This is a genomic window from Vibrio sp. 070316B, from assembly GCF_013114115.1.
Taxonomy (GTDB): Bacteria; Pseudomonadota; Gammaproteobacteria; order Enterobacterales; family Vibrionaceae; genus Vibrio; species Vibrio chagasii_B.
The window spans coordinates 108904-127111 of record NZ_VTYC01000005.1; the positions used below are offsets into that span (position 1 = coordinate 108904).

Consider the following 18208-nt stretch of genomic DNA (forward strand, 5'->3'; position numbering starts at 1 on the left):
TTATTATACATATTATGCCTATTGTTTAATATGGTTTGTTGCGTATCTATCTGATTATTTATAGATAGTTCGCGTTCTAATTAGTTCAGAAGATAAATGGAGGTGTTATTCGAAAGCGAATCACAGTTTGATTTATTGGCACGATCGTGAAATTGATTTATCCCATAAAGCGAACCACTCTGCTTACTTTGTCCTGTTAATGGTAATTATTATCAATAACAACAGTAACTGAGAGAGTAGAAATTTTAATGAAAACGATCGTAACTTTATTGTCAGCGATACTCCCATATGCCGCAGTCGCTAGTGATTCACAAGTCACTGAATTCATGGAGGCGTTTCATGAATCTCCCCAGACGGTTATGGATGCTATTCCGGAAAAAACTGGTCAGGTTATCTTTTCCAAGAACTCCGAGTATATGAGTCGTCATCGAGACTTGATGAGAGACACCATCATGAGAAGGGGAGAGGCAAACTCAGAAATATCAGAGTTCTTATTATCACCGATTCGACAAAACGATAATCCAGCTCGTTTAGTTGATGCAGGGAACGGACTGATTCGCAACTTAAACCAATTGGCTCAAGTGGCACCTAATCAAACGCGACTTGATGCTCAACCTTGGTCAGATACCTATTGGCCTCTCTACTCTGGTGCACTTGCTTGGCGTTATGCCGATAAGGAACTGAGAGCGAACAATTGGCAAGACTATTTCAACTTCAGTCATTCACAAAAACCACTAGAGTATTATCAGGGCAAAGACCGTGATGACCTGTCGCCAGCAGAAAAATATGATCTTCTGGTTGGAGATGAGAATTTCACGCTGACCCAACGTTCATGGGAGTCGGGGAAGGGATATTATGAGTCTCGCGGCCATGTGGAGCGTTGGATGGGGCTTTGCCATGGCTGGGCACCTGCCGCCTATATGCTTCCTCGACCAAAGCAATCGTTGATTGTACCTGACGCGAATGGAGAGCCGCTTACTTTCTACCCGTCAGATATCAAAGCTCTCGGGACATTACTATGGTCTGAAGCGCCGTTTAGTTCTCGCTTTATTGGTGGGCGCTGTAACATAAAAGACCCGGAGAGAGATGAAAATGGGCGTGTTGTCGATCCGAATTGTGTAGATACCAACCCAGCCAGTTGGCACTTATCTATCATAAATCAATTGGGCATTTCCAAGCGTAGCTTAATCATGGACGCAACTTATGACTATCAAGTTTGGAATCAACCTGTTGTTGGTTATAAGGTGACCTATTTTAATCCACAAACGAACCAAACCGCTTCTCAACCAGCAGCGGTAACCATTGACCTGAGTGATTACCGTAAAGATAGATTTTCTAGTTACCGTTCTTCAAATGCACAAAGCGTGGTCGGCGTTCAGATGGTGGTCAGTTATGTCGTTGAGACGTCCCCAACCCATAGAACCAGTGACTCACCGCGTTACGATGGTATTACTAACGTTACTTATTACTACGACTTGGAACTTGATCAAAATGGTAATGCGATTGGTGGGGAATGGTACCAGAACCGACATCCAGACTTTTTATGGACACCGACTCCTGAATCGATAGCTAAGTCATACTATGATGGCCAAGGCCTGTGGGACATTACACAGCCTGTTCCTCAATCTTGGCAAGATAACGCTCGTAGATCATCACGCAGCACTCAACCATTGACATCAGTAGTGAAGGCTCTGTTCGAAGCATCGAGTGGTACGCAGACCGCTGGTGAATGGCGAAGTATTGTTACCGAGTCAGAGGATGGATTGAAATGTTTAGATGCCGAAGTCGATGGCTCTAAATCAGGTTTAGTCATTTATGGTTGGCGCTGTCACGATGGTGATAATCAAAAGTGGAAAATGAATGCGAATGGCAAGTTGATCAACAAAGCCGCACCAACTATGTGTCTTGACCAGAATGGAATAGATATTAGCTTAGAGTTGTGCCGTAATCATGAGACTCAACAATGGCGTTGGGATAATGGTCAGTTGAAGAATGGCTTAGCAAACTCACTGAAATGGAATGACCGTACTTGGCGGGTGGGGGCTGATATCAACGGTAGCCAGTGGCGTTGGAAATAAACTGAATTGGTGGCCCGCCTAATGTGGGCCATTTTCATCCATCAATTCGCGGGTGTTAATCAGAAGGCGGAGAGAGCATTAACTTAATTTTCTGCATCCTAGATAGCTGCGTATTCTTGAGGTCTGTCCATATTAGCCTCCATTCTTGGAAAGTAACCTCGATGGGATTAAAACTGTCCACTGGTTTGGTGACGCCGTAACGCACAGTTTCCACTTCCGGTTCAAAAGTACCAAAGAACTTATCCCAGATAATAAGCACACCAGCGTAATTTTTATCGATGTATTGCGGGTTCCTGCCGTGGTGCACTCGGTGGTGCGATGGCGTATTAAAGAGGTACTCAAGAGGCCCTAAGCTTCGAACCCACTGTGTGTGAACAAAGAACTGCAAACCTAGGTTTAAAAGCACCACGAAGACCACCCACTTCGGGTCGAACCCTATGATGACGAGTGGCACCCAGAATAGCCACATCCCCGCGATTGGGTACATTAAGCTTTGACGAAAAGCGGTACTAAAGTTCATGCGTTCTGAACTGTGATGCGCGACATGAGCGGCCCACATCCAGCGAACACGATGACTTGCTCGATGGAACCAGTAGTAAAAAAAATCCTGTAAAATCATGAGCACAATGAAACTCAACACGCCCATCTCTATATCCATTAAACGCCAACCAAATAACCATAGGTAAAGCTGAACAATCAGCAGCCCGGTCAATAAGTCCGAGAGCTGATGCATACCTGCCAGTGTGAAATTACATACCACTTCAGATAGCTTATAGCTTGAGTTATCTGGTAATCGTCCTTGTTTCTGACCAATAAAATACTCCGCCAGCATGCAAATCATGAACAAAGGCGCCAGTACCAATAGTAGCCATTCTGGGTGATTGATTAATGCGTCGATATTCATCCTTTATCCTTGTGGGTCCACTCTGAGTGATGAGGTGATATGTTGAGTTAATCGCTATTCATTAATTCGCCTAGGTAGCAGGCTTTTCTACCAGCGAGCGAAGTGATCTTCGGTTAAACCAAGCACCTCATCGAGCTGGTGGGTTGTCCCTTCGTTGTCTTTAATTGAGCCAGAAAAGTGGCCCATGAACTGGCGAAAGTTACTCTTTAACAGCCATAGGTTGAGCTTTTCGCTGCGGTGGTTGCAGGGAGTAAAAGTCAGGTTGATGCGTCCATCTGCAGACGTTATCTGCCAAGGCAAATGGGTATCTTGGCGGCTAAATGTAAACTGTGCATCACTAAGTAAGTGTCGGGTCCCATTAATCCACAGTACGTTTTCACAGCCACCTGTTTCATTAACTCCAGCCGCGAGGTTAAGCCCAATGTTCGTGTTATCCACTAGCGCATTGATGCTAGCCCAACGCCAACTGGTTTCACGTCTCATGTATCCAGCAGAAAAGTCATAGCCAGCACGTGCGTCGTTGAGAGAGACCGCTCGTTGGTTGATCTCAAGCGTTCCAGTTACTGTTAGTGCATTGTGCTTTTGGGTGTAGGTCCATCCTGAATAACCAGTTGGTGTGCACATCGCCATAGGCAAGCTTTGGGGCTCTGGTCGCAAGTTAAGTTGTGCTTTCACATGCTTGGTGTTGAGTGAGATGCTCCAATGTCCGTCTTTAATATCAAAGACAATACTATGACCTGCGATTTTTGTTGTGCCTTGAAAGGGGGAGTGAGTAACTTGCTTATCAACTGCTAAAGGTCGCAGCCAATTGGACTCATCTAGGTGATTACTCTCTATGTCGTATACGTAACAAAACGCCGAACTCAAGTAACGAATGTCAGCAATAGCAACGCCAATGATGTGAGTCTGTGTAACTAGGCTCACAAACTGAAATTGCTTGTAATGGAAGTGCTTACTCCAAGCGCTTGCTTTTGCGTCCATGGCGTTTCGATAGTCAAACTTATCGATGTTGAGATGTTTTGGGACACCATCGAAATGCCCAATGATTGGCTGACCATTAGAGTTAATCACGCAGTCTGGAGCTGGAAGTGTGTTTATCATTGCGATGGTTCACATTAATTTAACAATTAACCCCATTGTGCGGTGAGTTTAGTAGAATTTGGAGGTCATATTCGGACAGGAGCGGGTTTCTAATCACGATCTTACCTATTTAGGGGCGATCGTGAGCGGTTACGTTGACGGAGGTGATCTGATTTTAGGAGATTCGATTGAACATTATTGCAGAGTACATGCCAACCGAGCACCGCCATCACCTGGGCGCTTTAGATGTGGGATTATTGCTCAATGCCATAGAACAAAGAGGCGTGAATACTGAAGAACTACTCTTTGGTTTAGGACTTGAAAGTGCCGATTGGCGAGATGCCAATACGAAACTGACTTACGCGGATAAGCTGTCTATTTTCAGTGCTGTAAACCAAAGCTTTCCACATGATGGTTTGGGTTTATGGCTTGGGGAAAACGCTAGCTTGAGCCACTTTGGTGTGTTGGGGTATGTGTTATCGACCAGTCAAAACGTAGAAGAGGCGATCAAGTCAGGTTTTAAATACCTACGCTTGAACGGGCCGATCTTCTCGGTAAAGTTGATTCGAGATGGTGAGAAAGCTGCGATACTGATCGACAACACATTAGAGGTTGGGGACCTGCTTCCTTTCTGCAGCGAGTACTTTCTTAGCTCGATCCTTTCTTTGTTTCAGGAACTGACTGGCTCTGTATTATCGATTGAAATGCTGTTGTTGCCTTATCCATGCCCCAATTACGCCGCATTGTATAATGAACGGTTTGCGTGTGATGTCGCCTTTGCTAAGGTCAGTTGTGAGATGCGATTTGATGCATCGGTGTTGTCCCAAACCCTACCAACTCATGACGCCGCCACTCTGAAACGTTACCTCACTTCTTGCCAATCGATTGTTGAGACCTTGGATTCAGAGCATCTATTAACCAACCAGATAAAAACGATCTTCTACCAAACGGTAGGTCACTTTCCCAGTATTGAGCGACTCGCAGAGCAGTTTGGTTGCAGCTCTCGCACACTCAGGCGCGAGCTGAACGCTCATGATTCCAGTTATCAGACATTATTATCGGAAGTTCGTATTGAGTTAGCCAAAGAGCTTTTGCTTGCGACAACCATGAGCATTGAGGATATCGGTGAAAGGCTTGGCTACAGTGATCCTGCAAACTTCAGAAGGGCATTTAAAGGCTGGCTTCATAAAACACCAGCACAGTTTCGCAATGACCTCAGCTGATCCGATACCACGGTAGTTGGCTGGTGATTTGAAGCTAGATTGTCCAAAGAGGTTATTTAAAGAAGGTCTCCCGAAAGCCAGACACCTGTTGTTGATAGTATGTATCCCACTCTTGGGTGCTCCAGTCCCTATGGCTGGTAGACCGCAGTACATCTAAGGACGACTTTAGTTGAGCGAATTGTTCATGATAAGTTGCCACCGTTTGCTGTTGCTTCGCTACTTGTTGTTCACGAGCCACAATGTTGCTTGCTTGTGATTCATCCAAATATATCTCTTGCAGTTCTGCCTTAATGGAGGCTAGCTCGGTTGGGCTAAAGCTACTCGGAAGTAATGACATAGCGAGCTCGTATTGTTGTGCTTTAGTTTCTACGTTTAATGCTTCGGCTTTACTTTGCCACTGCGACAGTAATTTTTGATAGTGCAAAGTAAACTCGTTCGCTTCTATCGAATTAACTGCCTTTGCACTAAGCGTAAAGTCTAAATGCGCAAATTGATCGGAAAACAGCTGGTGGGCTAACTCACCCCATATCTGTTGCGCGGATTGCTTAAACAAGGCAACGCGCGCCTCTAAGTCATCTACAGAGTCGAGAGGGATGGTACTTTCCATAGTTTTCCACTCTGAATAGAGAGCAGGATAGTTGCTCAGTAATTCAAACCATTCTTTTGGTAACTCAGATTCTAGTTGCGATAGTTGTACCTTACAGTTGTTGGCCTGTTCGCATTGTGCCCAAAATTGGTCAAACTCACTGAACAAGCTTTTACCTTCAAGGCTAACCAACTGCTCAGCATACGCTTTGCCATCAATCGTTACAGGCAGATTGGGTTGGCGCAAAGCGTCTTGTTGTCTTTCGGTTTCGTGATTCTCAATGAGAGGGTAATCATCGCTTTGTTGCGCAACTGCTTCCTGTTCAACCAAAGCCGTGGATGTTTCTGGTGTTTTCGATGACCATGAATAACTAATCATGCCCACCAATGCGGTGAGCATGATGATTAATATAACGCGCTGCATTTCTTATTCACCACGTTACTTGATGACTGCACTAACAGGGAAGTGGTCTGAAAGATTGTAATGCTTCCAAAGCTCATTACTGGTAGAGCGGGGAACGTCAACCCGGTTATTGTTATGCGCTTTCACTGCGTATTCGGAACTGACCACGACATAGTCTAGGTATTCGACGTTTTCCCCACCGGACATTGGCTCGCCAGCGAAGTTATTAATACGTGGGTCGAATGTCGACGCCGTATAGCCTGAATACTCGGGTTCAATCGCTTGAAGGTTAGCAAACATCTCTTGGTAATCACTTGGGAACTTAAGCTTATTAACGTTGAAGTCGCCGCTATAAATCACAGTTTCTGATGCAGGGATATCGAGCGATACGGCTAACTCACGCATTTGTCTGAATTGACGTTGTCGGTAGTTACGTGCCGTTGTGGTGTCGAACGATGCGGTGTGAGTACCAAACACGTGATATGCCTGTCCATTTTTGATGATCTCTGCGTAGTTCACGCCCTTGTCAGCAAAACAGTCAGTACCAGTGCAGTCGGGAAACACATACTGAGCTTCGTTAACAATAGGATAGCGGCTGACAATGATGACGCCGCCGTCGTAGATGTTGATGCCATCTTTATCGAGCATTTTAGTTTGGTAAGGGTATTCTTTGGCCAGCTCACGTAAGAATTCATCTCGACCGTTGGCAAACACCTCTTGAAGTGCGAGTACGTCGTAGCCTTCGACATACTGAGGGATCAGGTCGTAGCGGTCGCCAATGTGGGAGGCGATCGCAGGAAGAGCCCAAATGTTATACGTCATGACCTTCAACGTATTCGCATCAGGGTTCGGTTGCTCGTCTACTTTTTCTGGAGTGATGGTGTAGTGAATGTCATCGTAACGTGCTGTGTTATCAGCTTTGAGTGCGAGCTCGGTATTCAGGTCAAAGGCATCGGTCGTACTGCGATGAATATTACGGTCATCGTAGAGTCTCAAATTAACATCAGCAGCACTTAAGCCATGTTGTAGAGTAGAGTTGTACCAGTGTCCATTCATGGTTTGATTAAGAGTGATACTTTCACCCACAGTATTCGAAACCACAGTATTGAATTGATAAGTTTCCCCTGATTTGACACCCGTCCAACGATTAAAGCTGATCAGTTTTTTGGTTTCCCAAGGGCCAATTTGTTCAACGTGTTGTTGCCATTCGTCTCCATATTTAAGGAGGTCAGTACCACTGTGACTGGCTTGAATCGTCATTACTTGATTGGTGTTATTGGTCAGATACACGTCGGTATCGGCGATAGCCGGGGTAGATAAGAATGAAGCTGATGCGAGTAATGCACTTAAGCTAGTCCATTGATTTTTCATTGGTTACGTTATCCTTACTAATGGGTGTAATGAATAACGTAGTCAATAGATATTGCGCTTGAGTTATAACTCTATAAGCAATATTAAATTATGAGATATATGCCAAGGTTTTATAAATTTGACCATCTATTGAAGATGAAAATATTGTTCTGATGGAATGAGAAGTGTTACGCGCGCGCAATAAAGTTGGAAGGTGAATTGGTATCGGTTAAGAGAATGAACAATAAGTCGTTTTCAGAGGATGTGTTAATTTTGGAATTGTTGAGTAATTTACTCTTGTCTGGTAAACAGAAACTCGAAAAACAGGTATGATAGTGCCGTTTTTAATCCTGAACTGGGAAAGTCATGGCAAAGTTAACACTCCAAGAGCAGATGCTTAAAGCTGGCTTGGTAAATGAGAAAAAATTAAAGAAGGCGAAGAAAGGCTCTAAAAAGTCTCGCGTTCAAGCTCGTGAAGCAAAAGCAGCGGCAGAAGAAAACAAACTGGCGCAGCAAGCAAAAGACAAAGAATTAAACCAGCAGCTGAAAGAGAAACAGTTGAGCAAAGAGATCAAAGCTCAAGTGAAACAGCTGATTGATATGAATAAGATTGACCAGAAAAATGGTGAGATCAAATATAACTTCACCGACGGTACTTTGGTTAAATACCTATACGTAGAAGAGCTGACTCAAAAGCAATTGAGTAAAGGCATCTTGAGTATTGCGCGTCAGGGCGAAAGCTATGTGGTTATTCCAACTGCGGTAGCAAACAAAATCGCTATGCGTGATGAAGAATCAATCGTTGATACTCAAACGGCAAGCAGCGATGAAGTTGATGAAGATGACCCGTACAAAGACTTCGTTATCCCAGATGATCTTATGTGGTAATGGTTAGCTAATTACTTCTAGATTCGCTGTATGTTTATGGCGCTGAAAGACAAAAAAGCCCTGATGATATTAACATCAGGGCTTTTTAATTTTGGTGAATATAAACGTAAGCCGAAACGATTTGCTAGCGAGACAAACTCCGTTTTTCAACTCTATTAGAGCTAGTCAGCGATGCCCTCTGCGATATCGAACGCTGAATCTTGTGGGTAGTCTTTGAGCTGATGATATTCAATATGAGATTGCTCATACCCGTCAAAATAGCAGTCACCGATTTCGTTACGTGGACAAATGTGTACATCATCTCGTGAGATGAGCTCTGTTGAGCAACATGGACAGTATTTCATAGCTCCTCCTGTTAGGGATCTCTGTCTTTAGCCGGCTTCATTAACTCAAACTTTTGTGTCGTTGTGATTGCATTTTTAAGTCACGCAACGAGTTTATTTGTCATAAACCGGCCCTTTGCTATTGCGGTTAATCACTAATAAAGGGCTGGTTGTATATGACGTTTTACTGATGGCAAACTGTCTTTTTGAGCCTCATTTATTGGATGCTACATATATTGAAGCGAGAGCGGCTGCCACCTCCAAGCATTCTTACATTGTCTTTCCTTCTTAGCGATTTCCAGGCTGTGCTCTCTTCTGCACTGAGGTTTGATGGTTGGTAATCCAAGTTAGCGTATCGCGATACCACTACTTGTTTTTGCATGTTCTCTGAAAGGTTGTCGATAATATTGGTTGTCACTTTGCCGTCAGAGTAGGCCATCACTAACACTTCGTCGTTGTCTTCCAGTGCTGAGGTTAGGGCTGTTTGGTTACCTTCGTTGTACTGAACATCCCGGTAACCTTGAGTCTCTTCTGTTTTTTGACCGGAAATCGCTCGGTATAGCAGGTTCTTTTTCCTTTTTTTAAGCGAGCTCAGTGGCGTTTCGTTCGCGGCACTGTATAGGTTGACCACTTTGATGTCGTTCTGTGCTGCGTATTTCAAAATGGAACTTTGGTTACTAAGGCCTCTTCGTGTAAGTGCTGGCGAGTTTTGCAGGCTTTGAGAAAGACGCTGTTCGGTAGCGTCAACGATAACAATCGCTGGCTTGTTCCCTTCACTTAATGACTTTTGGAGTGCTTGTTTAACTTCTATATGAGCTTGCTTTCCTTCTACGGTATCCCATTTAGGGGCATGCTGAGGTGTTGCAGATGGTCTAGTTTCAAGGGGGTAGGGTTGATAGTCGTAATGCTCTTTTGGCCAATAAGTATTGCGCTTCTCTTTTCCTAGATCATCAGCTAAATGAAACTCGCTCACCACTTTTTCATTTTTTAAATACGCCTTGGCCTTTTCTTGTCCGAGTGCTTTCCAATGGAAATACATCTCTTCGCGAAGGTTGATCATTGATTGTCTTGCACTACTGATTTCCGTTACAGGATCCCGCCCATTTTCAGCATTGTTGTAGTGTGTAATTCCTGTCGCTTGGTACTCATAATTCGGAATGACATATTCGGTGATTTGGTTGGTGTCGGGATGTCGATGAGACAGAGGTGTACTGCCTTGTGGAACAGCGCCAGAAGAAAAATCTCGAGCGTGGATGAGCTCATGTCCTAAAGCGACGGTTTGATCAAATGGTGTGTTCTTTCCTGGAATGTTAACCATCTCTGTGGTGGAGAAGAGAATCGTATTCGATACACCTTTGCCATTGAATTGTCGTTGCCATGCCAGTGAAGCCTTTTGCTGGTCTTCGAACAACGAAGGTACTGTCTCGAATAGTCGGCCTGGGCCTTCAGGTTCCCTGATCACCGTGACAACAGTGGCCTTTGATTGATCGACTCCGATCGTATGTTCTATTAGTGGTTCAACAGCATCATCGGGTGCATTTACTGGTTCGTAGGTCGCGATTTGTCGCAAAATCTCACGTCCTGTTGGCGATAGTTGCAGGTTGCGAATCAATACGCTCATGTCTGCAAGGTAGGCGTCACTCTTGGTTTGCACGTATAGATTTTTGGACATGCGATAAAGGTTTCCATAAGCCCCGGAATTGTATCCTTCGATGACTCTTACGCCGTCTGGATCATCATAAAAGAGTCCAAATTCAGATCCTTTTCCAGCAAATGTATGGCTTGAATTGATGAGCAGCATCAAGGTCAAAAGGGTTAGTGTAATTTTATGTTTCATAGACTTATTCCTCTAATGCCAATTGAATTTCAATCCAATCTTCTAGCTCTCTAAGCAGCATATGGTTGATGTGTGGAAGCATGGTAAAGTCATCCTCTTTAACGATGGCTCCTAATTGTGTTACTGCCGTTTGAATATCCCCTTGGCTTAACGCGCTCTTGATATCAACTAGGTCCGACCAAAGCTGGTGGGTAGAGATTTCCCCAATTTGAAACGCAATGGTGTCTTGATGGTCTTGTGATAGGTAGCTCAGATGAAGAGGTGATAGCGTGCTGTTGAACAGTTGATGTTTACTGTTGGTTGATATATTTGATTCTGACTGTTGATGCTGTGCGATTTGAAGATAGAGAGAAAGATCGCCCAATAAATAATGAAGTTGGTTGGCACTTGTCGCTTTCATCGCCTTTTCCGTTATGCTGTCAATGGCGTTTTGAAAGTTTCGCTCAAAGTGAGCGCCAGGTTGCGACATCACGTTATCGAGTATGTCTGCCATTTGAGGGGCATAAAACCTAAGGTTTGCTGCAGAGTATACGCTTGGGTAGGGTACTGAGTAATTGAGAGAGCGTATGTAAGAAAGGGTAATAGCGATCTTGAATTGAGGCTGAATAAAGTGTTTAAAAATTTCATATTGTTTGATTAGATCTAATACCCCACCACTTGGTTGTTCTGTTAGCAGCAGCTCGTACCAACGGCTAACCTGATACCAACTGTTGCGATTATTGGGGTCTGAGCTGTCAACTCCTTTGCTCTCCAAGTAATCATTGAAAGACGTTTGGTAGGGGAGAGCTTCTATGTTTGCTAACTTGGACAGGAGATCTTCAAATAGTTTGTTCGACGACTGGCCAGATATATAGGCGTTAGCAGTACTGATTAATTGAGTTTTAAATAAGCCAACTGGCCAACCAGCAATAACTCTCGATGCAACATGCTCTTCGACATTAAGTTCAACCTTTTTTAGCAACACTTCTGATAACTCTGGGTCCTTTATAGGGTGGTAAGTATCGTATAATGCACCAGAATCTTTACATGCATCGACAGAGGATTGAATGCCTCCGGGTACAATGGCAGGAACTCCCCAACACTCTCTGGCTGGGCGTATCAGTAAGGTAGCCGTTTTAAGTTGCTCTTCACTGAGATAATCAAGCCCCCAAACTTCGTTTGCATACTCTCTCAATCCACTTTGCCTGACTTGAAATTCCAATGTACTTCGGTTGATTTTGCTGTGTGTTATGATCGATGCGACGTGAGGTTTTGCCCTTTCTATTAGCCTTTTAACTATGTTCATTCTGTGCGTGGATAGTCGGCGTAAAGCGATTTCAACGAGCTCTCTTTTCTTGCTATGTAATTTTAAAGCGAGCGCGTGGTAGTCATCTTTGCTTAGGTTATTAACTAAATTGTCAATGCGTGAGGCCCCTTCAGTGCGAATACAGCGTTCTAGTTCTGTTAAAGAAGAGTGAACGTTGTGGCATAGCGGCTGGTGCAGATTTGATTCAGGCGATACATGCGCGATAGATTTCAACATTTCTAAATCAATGCGTGCCATTTGTTTAGAAAGTTGCCTATCGTATGCAGCGGTCAGTCGGCGATATTCTGTGTCAGCTTCAAGAAGTAAGTGGTCGACATACATTTCGGCACTCTGTAATACGTGATTGTCGTATTTGTTAAGTAGAGCAATTGCGTCCTTTTTTTTGTGATGGAAGCGATAAAAATCTGGCGAGTGGTCACTAAACACGTAATGTGATTGGTTTTCAAACTCTTCAATTTTTTCTTTCGCTGCGAAGTACTTAATATCATTCGACAATAGGTTTAACTCATCACCAACGAGAGGAACGATGGAAAAAACAGAAGCGGCTTCATCAAGACGAGTAGAGGATTCCTGAGAGAATGTACTTACCACGTTGTCTAGCCAAAAGCCCACGGCGACCGCATCTCCAACTGGCCCTAAAACTTCGAGCGTAGAAGAGCCCGCTTTACCGAGGCGGTTGAATAGACTTTGTTCGCTTAGTGTACTTTCAAAAGTTTGCGGGACGCTCGCCAGTGCTTGCTCTGTCTGTGGCCAAGCTGCCGAGAAAGAGTTTGTATGAGCATCGTGCTCAAGTTCGCCTAGTGCAATGCCAAACTGTGGCTCTGAATAAACTTCGTTTCGAGCCCAGGACGTAATACGATTCTGGGTAATCGCATCTAATGATTGAGTATCTTGGACGTCGTCACTAAGACAAAATGCGACGGATAAGGGGCTATAGACAATGGCTGCGAACCGCCATAAATGGATTTTCTTGGTCATATTTAGATAGTGCCTTTCTTTGGTGGTTGGGAGGAAAAGCACTTCTCAAACAGTGTTTACTGACGACAGAGGGAACCTGCCCAGAACAGTTGTTGAATAAGTGCTTTGGTTTACTTTTGGATACGGAGGTAACAAAAAGCTCACCACCGGAGTGATGAGCTTAGTGTTTGAGTACAGGCGTGTTTTTAGTGTTGTATTGGAGTAATCATTAGCTGAGCATCGTGATAACCGAGTCGATTTAGTGCTTCAGGATCGAAATCGGTCACAACAGTTATATCGCCCGCATAGTAGGTTTTGTTGTTGGTTAATATGTTCACGGCATCAAATGAATCGACAGAGTGCTCAGCACCGATATCGATCATCCCAGAATATTGTGACTCGGCATTAAACTGACCAGAAACATAAGAGTAGAAGGGGCGAACACTCGCGCCAGCGGCGTATTGCATGCTGCTCAGACCATATTCGTTGATTGCCCAACTCCAGTCCCACCATTCCATCTCACCGGGAATATAACGGTGGTCCCATTGGTAGCGGATATTCGCTTGCTCTTCGCTGTTGGTGCCCATGGTAAATGTGTGAGAGAGAGTAGGGCGGTTAGTCGGGTGTGAAACTAACGCATTACCACTGTAACGAAGAAAGCCTGTGAAGTTTACGTCGTAACTCATATTAGCTTTGATGCGATAAGGGTAAGAGATGGTAGAGCGCAAGAACTCAACTCTAAATGGTAATACTGAACGAGCAGGTACCGTTAAGATGGCTTGAAGGTCACTCGCCTTAGAGCGCTGCCCACTATTGGTATCAGCGAAATGCTGGCCTTTTTCTAACACTACTCGAACATCGGTTTTTCCAGCTTGAGGCCAGTTAAAGTCTTCGTTCATCAAGACAACATCTGCAAGGTCAAAACGATTGGTCTTATTCCACTGCGTTGATTGTAAGAAATGAAGATCGACGATGATCTGTTTAGGCTGCTCGGTCTTATTGATGGCGTAAGCTGAAAGGGTGTTAATTAGCTCTTGGTCTGTTTCTTCAACGGTACCGTATGAGAAGCCTTTCGTATCGAGCGTGTAAGCGAAGTTATCGACGGTGATTGTCGTTTTCTCATTACAACGGTCGCCTGTACAACTGCCATTACTCTTTCCCTTGATTTCCCAGCCATCGTTAAGCTGATTTATCGCCATGTCTTGACCAACATAGCGTCCGTCATCGCCACCTACCCATGCATAACCAAGGTTGTGTGCGAGATATGCTAATGGCCTGATGAAGTATGCATTGTCATTGACCAAGCTTCTCTGAACCCCAAGGTTACTGCTTTCTTGGATTGCTTGCGCTGGGTAGTATGGTAAACCCGCTTCTGGTTTATTGGGGTAACACCAGGTTTTGTCACTTAACTCTCCATGCTTAATAAGCCCGTGGTAACCAGAGCCCATGATCACCCAATCATCTTTAAGACCAAAGATATCCCAAACGTTCATGCGAGAAACAAGCGCAGCTTTGTGTTCCTGCGCTTCAGTATGAGTCAGTGGGCGATAGTCGGAGCGACAAACATCCTCACCGAGGTTATCCAACACGACTTGGTCTGAATAGATTTTGGCATTAACAGAATAAGACGTTAATGATGTGGCAGCGATAAAGAGCACAGTTTTACTGACGTTGAACATTAATGAGTTCCTAATTGCCATTGTTTGGCTTTTTTATTAGATATTATTTATATGTGTTATTTGAAGCCGAGGGCTCCTAGCGGCGTGTACTCTGTCATATAAAACGATCGCAAAAATACTGAATTGAATTGAAAAGAAATTCTCTTTAATTTCAGGTGCTTTTAGTGATTGAAGTGTTATTTGATAAAGATTTTTCTCTTTATTCTCTGTCTTTTTTATTGAGCGGTGCGTACTCAGGTACGGGATACCTTTTGAGGTGTGTGTAAGGCTTTCGATGAAATGATGAAAGGTGGCGAGTTCAACAAACAGGTTGATACTGATTGTCTTGCATAGATGGTAAAGAACATAGACAAAACAGATACAAAAATGCAGCGATAACCCAAGGGTTGTCGCTGCATTTTCATTTATAGTGATTTGACTACCTTACTCAGAGCAGCCTTCGGTAATCGGCGAGTGTCTTATTACGCGTCGCCTGGTTTTTCGCGTTTGCTGTTCCAACCCATAAAGTTGTAGATGTTGTATCGCGCAAACCCGATTTGTTCATGCAGAGCAAAGTCTGTTACCGCAAAGTTATACCATAATGGCAGCCATGAAGTTTGAGCTGCCATGTAGTCAGCTCTCACTGGAATCACGTTCAATCCAAAGTGGTTGAAGTAGAGTTCACTACGGCGAATGTGCAGGCCAGATGAAACCAGCACAATGTTGTCGAATTGGTGATGTTTCATCAGATCGCTGGTCAGCTGCGCATTTTTCCAAGTGTTGACGCTGTTCGGCTCCTGGATAAGGTCGGCGATTGGAACACCCAGTCTAAGCAGTTGTTGCTCGTAAATTTCAGCCTCTGTGACACCGTTATTCTGAGCATCACCACCACTGATGATTACTTTGCATGAAGTTTGCGTTTTAGCACACTCTTTGTATTGGCTTGCCGTTTCACTAATTCGGCCATAAGAGAAAAAGGCGGGCTCGAACTCTTGTGTGCTTTTAATTAGCTGCGTGCCTGCACCAAGAAGAACAATCGCATTATTATCCGACCATTGGATCTCAGGCTTGCTTTCGTAATTCGCTTGCAGGTCGTCTAGTAAATAACGAGGAATTAAACCCGTACCAATCAGCACAAATGACGATATAAGAACAAGAGATAAAAAAGTGGAAGTTGCTCGCCATTGAAGTAAGCGAGTTATGAAAACCAATAGTAGAAGAAGTAAAAGTATAATAAAGCTCATGGTGATCCCGTTATCGAACTGGTGTCAATTTAATGCAGCATATTGAGGTGTTGAATCATATATCAATCACGGTGATACTTCATAGCTAACTCATTGTATTATTGAACAAATGCACGATTTCCTGTAATTAAATAAGATATCTAATAGGAGGACGAGTAAAAGTGCTTTATTATTGTTCAATAACCCCGAACAAAATATAGGTATATAAACGAAGGGATCATTTAAACCCTATTTCGTGTTATTTAAACTCTGTTTCGTGTTATTTAAACCCTATTTCGTGTTATCTAAATCAGTTACTTTCGCTTGCCTTAAATCACTAGCCCATCATTTATCGACTCAAACTTTCAAAGTAATTCTGAACAAACTTAATAAACACTTGGTGCTTTTTAGCAGGGTAGATGACTTGCGGATAGAACAGGTAAATACTGTTCCCTTGTTGTAAGCACTCGCCGGGTAATACTCGCTCTAACTCGCCACGTTCAACTTCTTTGTCAACGTAATAACTCGCGATACGAATAATCCCGTTTCCTATCATGGCTTGTTGCTTGAGTAAGTGATTGTCATTGCTTGAAAGCCAACCTGACACATCGATATTTGCCGATTTTAAAGGCCACTCAGTTTGATGAAGCGTTGCTAAGCATTGGTGATTGCTTAAATCGCTCACGTTGGTGGGGCGACCAAATTGGTTAAGATAGCTGGGCGTTGCAACCAAATCGTGTTGATAGGTAATCAATTGTTTCGCGATCATGTTATCTGGCGGGGTATTGGTGGCACGAAAGGCGATATCGATATCATCGTGGTTGAGATTAAAGTTGGTGTAACTGCTGTTAATCTCAAAGCGAATCTCGGGGTATTGCTGTCTAAACTGCTGGCAGATATCGAACAGGAACACCTCTGTAAACATCTTTGGTGCCGTAAGGCGTAACGTGCCTTTTACGATGTCGTGTTGCTCGGAAACGCTGCGCTCGAGCTGCAACACTTGAGAGCGTATCGTTAAACCTTGTTGCAGTGCGCGTTCGCCTTCTTGGGTTAGTCGTACACTGCGCGTGGTTCTTACAAGCAATGGACACTGTAAGTCCCTTTCTAGTCGTTTGATTTGCTCTGAAAGGTAGCTCTTGGATATACCAAGCTTTTCCGCTGCCTTGGTAAAGTTAAGTTGCTGAGCAAGTTCTACAAATAGGATCAGACGTTCTATTCTTTTGTGCTCGTTCATTCGCGTATTCCTTCAAAGCTACCCATCTTTATTGTTCGCTATACCAAACAATCATTTCGTTACTAGCATATTCTGTTCTTTAAAAAGAACAATATGATAGAGGCATATTTATTGGCATCAAACCTTCTAAGCGAGATCAAGTATGACGAACAGCATTGATTCAACGAACAAAAATGATAATCAAAAGAACATCCCACTATCAAAACATCTAGACGGTGTTGGGCAAATCGCCTACGGATGCATGGGGCTTGGAGGTGGCTGGAACGACAACCCGGTAACGAGTGCTGATGTAGCTCAAACACGTAGCGTAATTGACACAGCACTAGAGTCGGGAATTAACTTGTTTGACCATGCTGATATTTATACTTTCAGTAAGGCAGAGCAAGCCTTTGGTCAAGCGTTACAACAAGCCCCTGAACTGCGTGATCAGATGTTCATTCAATCCAAGTGTGGTATTCGATTTGAAGGTGAAGGCAACGTTGGTCGTTATGATTTCTCGGCAGATTGGGTAAGCCAATCGGTAGAAGGTATTTTGAAGCGATTGAATACTGAAAAGCTAGATGTGCTGCTTTTGCATCGCCCTGATCCGTTGATGGATTTGGATGAACTGGCAAGAACGCTGGAGAATCTGAAAGTACAGGGCAAGGTAGATTTCTTTGGTGTGTCTAACATGAACAGTCACCAAATCCAGTACCTGCAATCTGCGCTCGGGCAACCTATCGTCGCGAATCAAGTTGAGATGAGCTTAGCCAAATTGGATTGGTTGAATGATGGGGTGATGATTAACTCGCAAGGGCACCATCAATCAGACTTCGCTGCAGGTACTCTTGAACATTGCCAGATGAATAATATCCAATTGCAAGCTTGGGGCTGTTTGGCACAAGGTCGATTTGCTGAGCAAGGCTTATATTCAGAACATGAGAATGTGAAGAAGACCGCGCACTATGTCACCCAGTTAGCCAATCAATATGGCGTAGAAAGCGAAGCGATTGTGTTGGCGTTTTTACTTCGTCACCCTGCTGGTATTCAGCCTGTCATCGGTACCACCAATCTAGAGCGAATCAAGGCGTCTGCGGTTGCGACTCAGATTAATCTCACTCGTGAAGAGTGGTACAACTTATACGTGTACTCACGTGGTCAAGCATTGCCATAGGGGATG

General features: G+C 43.9%; 14 protein-coding genes. 4 read left to right on the forward strand and 10 right to left on the reverse strand.

Going from position 1 to position 18208, the window contains the following annotated elements:
* Positions 1-248: 248 nt before the first annotated feature.
* Entirely contained in the window at positions 249-2078 is a 1830-nt protein-coding gene (locus tag F0251_RS06495) for a ricin-type beta-trefoil lectin domain protein (RefSeq protein WP_105057002.1), read from the forward strand.
* 55 nt (positions 2079-2133) lie between these two features.
* Here the strand turns inward: F0251_RS06495 and F0251_RS06500 are convergent, their stop codons facing one another.
* Both F0251_RS06500 and F0251_RS06505 read right to left on the reverse strand, forming a co-directional pair.
* Positions 2134-2982, reverse strand: coding sequence for a sterol desaturase family protein (locus F0251_RS06500; RefSeq protein ID WP_116870439.1), 849 nt, complete (start codon positions 2980-2982; stop codon positions 2134-2136).
* 87 nt (positions 2983-3069) lie between these two features.
* Entirely contained in the window at positions 3070-4083 is a 1014-nt protein-coding gene (locus tag F0251_RS06505) for a DUF2804 domain-containing protein (protein WP_171730613.1), read from the reverse strand.
* A 167-nt stretch (positions 4084-4250) separates the two neighbouring features.
* Between F0251_RS06505 and F0251_RS06510 the strand changes: the two genes are divergently transcribed.
* A complete protein-coding gene (locus F0251_RS06510; RefSeq protein WP_171730614.1) occupies positions 4251-5285 on the forward strand; it encodes an AraC family transcriptional regulator in 1035 nt (344 codons plus the stop codon).
* 52 nt (positions 5286-5337) lie between these two features.
* Here the strand turns inward: F0251_RS06510 and F0251_RS06515 are convergent, their stop codons facing one another.
* Together F0251_RS06515 and F0251_RS06520 are read right to left on the reverse strand one after the other, a co-directional pair.
* Positions 5338-6294: a chromosome partitioning protein ParA gene (locus F0251_RS06515; RefSeq protein WP_116870441.1), complete on the reverse strand. Its 957-nt coding sequence runs from the start codon at positions 6292-6294 to the stop codon at positions 5338-5340.
* Between the two features lie 15 nt (positions 6295-6309).
* A complete protein-coding gene (locus tag F0251_RS06520; protein ID WP_105057005.1) occupies positions 6310-7644 on the reverse strand; it encodes a sphingomyelin phosphodiesterase in 1335 nt (444 codons plus the stop codon).
* Between the two features lie 345 nt (positions 7645-7989).
* Between F0251_RS06520 and F0251_RS06525 the strand changes: the two genes are divergently transcribed.
* Positions 7990-8511 carry a DUF2058 domain-containing protein gene (locus F0251_RS06525; protein ID WP_008217508.1) on the forward strand — a complete coding sequence of 174 codons (522 nt, stop codon included), beginning with the start codon at positions 7990-7992 and terminating at the stop codon, positions 8509-8511.
* Between the two features lie 161 nt (positions 8512-8672).
* On the opposite strand, the gene F0251_RS06530 is transcribed toward F0251_RS06525, so the two are convergent.
* The 6 genes from F0251_RS06530 to F0251_RS06555 all read right to left on the reverse strand — a co-directional run bounded on the left by F0251_RS06530 (position 8673) and on the right by F0251_RS06555 (position 17049).
* Entirely contained in the window at positions 8673-8855 is a 183-nt protein-coding gene (locus tag F0251_RS06530; protein WP_061031499.1) for a hypothetical protein, read from the reverse strand.
* Positions 8856-9051: 196 nt separating this feature from the next.
* A complete protein-coding gene (locus F0251_RS06535) occupies positions 9052-10671 on the reverse strand; it encodes a M91 family zinc metallopeptidase (RefSeq protein ID WP_171730615.1) in 1620 nt (539 codons plus the stop codon).
* Between the two features lie 4 nt (positions 10672-10675).
* A complete protein-coding gene (locus tag F0251_RS06540; protein ID WP_171730616.1) occupies positions 10676-12955 on the reverse strand; it encodes a hypothetical protein in 2280 nt (759 codons plus the stop codon).
* A 185-nt stretch (positions 12956-13140) separates the two neighbouring features.
* A complete protein-coding gene (locus F0251_RS06545; protein ID WP_061031496.1) occupies positions 13141-14613 on the reverse strand; it encodes an aerolysin family beta-barrel pore-forming toxin in 1473 nt (490 codons plus the stop codon).
* A gap of 461 nt (positions 14614-15074) precedes the next feature.
* Positions 15075-15836, reverse strand: coding sequence for a YdcF family protein (locus F0251_RS06550; protein ID WP_061031495.1), 762 nt, complete (start codon positions 15834-15836; stop codon positions 15075-15077).
* Positions 15837-16164: 328 nt separating this feature from the next.
* A complete protein-coding gene (locus tag F0251_RS06555) occupies positions 16165-17049 on the reverse strand; it encodes a LysR family transcriptional regulator (RefSeq protein WP_171730617.1) in 885 nt (294 codons plus the stop codon).
* Positions 17050-17191: 142 nt separating this feature from the next.
* Between F0251_RS06555 and F0251_RS06560 the strand changes: the two genes are divergently transcribed.
* On the forward strand, positions 17192-18202 hold the full coding sequence (locus F0251_RS06560; RefSeq protein ID WP_171730618.1) for an aldo/keto reductase family oxidoreductase: 1011 nt from the start codon (positions 17192-17194) through the stop codon (positions 18200-18202).
* Positions 18203-18208: the final 6 nt, after the last annotated feature.

What these genes read in the sequence shown, in the direction of transcription:
- F0251_RS06520 (WP_105057005.1), bottom strand. Translation starts at nt 7,644, where the DNA reads ATGAAAAATCAATGGACTAGCTTAAGTGCATTACTCGCATCAGCTTCA.
- F0251_RS06555 (WP_171730617.1), bottom strand. Translation starts at nt 17,049, where the DNA reads ATGAACGAGCACAAAAGAATAGAACGTCTGATCCTATTTGTAGAACTT.
- F0251_RS06530 (WP_061031499.1), bottom strand. Translation starts at nt 8,855, where the DNA reads ATGAAATACTGTCCATGTTGCTCAACAGAGCTCATCTCACGAGATGAT.
- F0251_RS06500 (WP_116870439.1), bottom strand. Translation starts at nt 2,982, where the DNA reads ATGAATATCGACGCATTAATCAATCACCCAGAATGGCTACTATTGGTA.
- F0251_RS06560 (WP_171730618.1), top strand. Translation starts at nt 17,192, where the DNA reads ATGACGAACAGCATTGATTCAACGAACAAAAATGATAATCAAAAGAAC.
- F0251_RS06515 (WP_116870441.1), bottom strand. Translation starts at nt 6,294, where the DNA reads ATGCAGCGCGTTATATTAATCATCATGCTCACCGCATTGGTGGGCATG.
- F0251_RS06550 (WP_061031495.1), bottom strand. Translation starts at nt 15,836, where the DNA reads ATGAGCTTTATTATACTTTTACTTCTTCTACTATTGGTTTTCATAACT.
- F0251_RS06495 (WP_105057002.1), top strand. Translation starts at nt 249, where the DNA reads ATGAAAACGATCGTAACTTTATTGTCAGCGATACTCCCATATGCCGCA.
- F0251_RS06545 (WP_061031496.1), bottom strand. Translation starts at nt 14,613, where the DNA reads ATGTTCAACGTCAGTAAAACTGTGCTCTTTATCGCTGCCACATCATTA.
- F0251_RS06505 (WP_171730613.1), bottom strand. Translation starts at nt 4,083, where the DNA reads ATGATAAACACACTTCCAGCTCCAGACTGCGTGATTAACTCTAATGGT.
- F0251_RS06535 (WP_171730615.1), bottom strand. Translation starts at nt 10,671, where the DNA reads ATGAAACATAAAATTACACTAACCCTTTTGACCTTGATGCTGCTCATC.
- F0251_RS06525 (WP_008217508.1), top strand. Translation starts at nt 7,990, where the DNA reads ATGGCAAAGTTAACACTCCAAGAGCAGATGCTTAAAGCTGGCTTGGTA.
- F0251_RS06540 (WP_171730616.1), bottom strand. Translation starts at nt 12,955, where the DNA reads ATGACCAAGAAAATCCATTTATGGCGGTTCGCAGCCATTGTCTATAGC.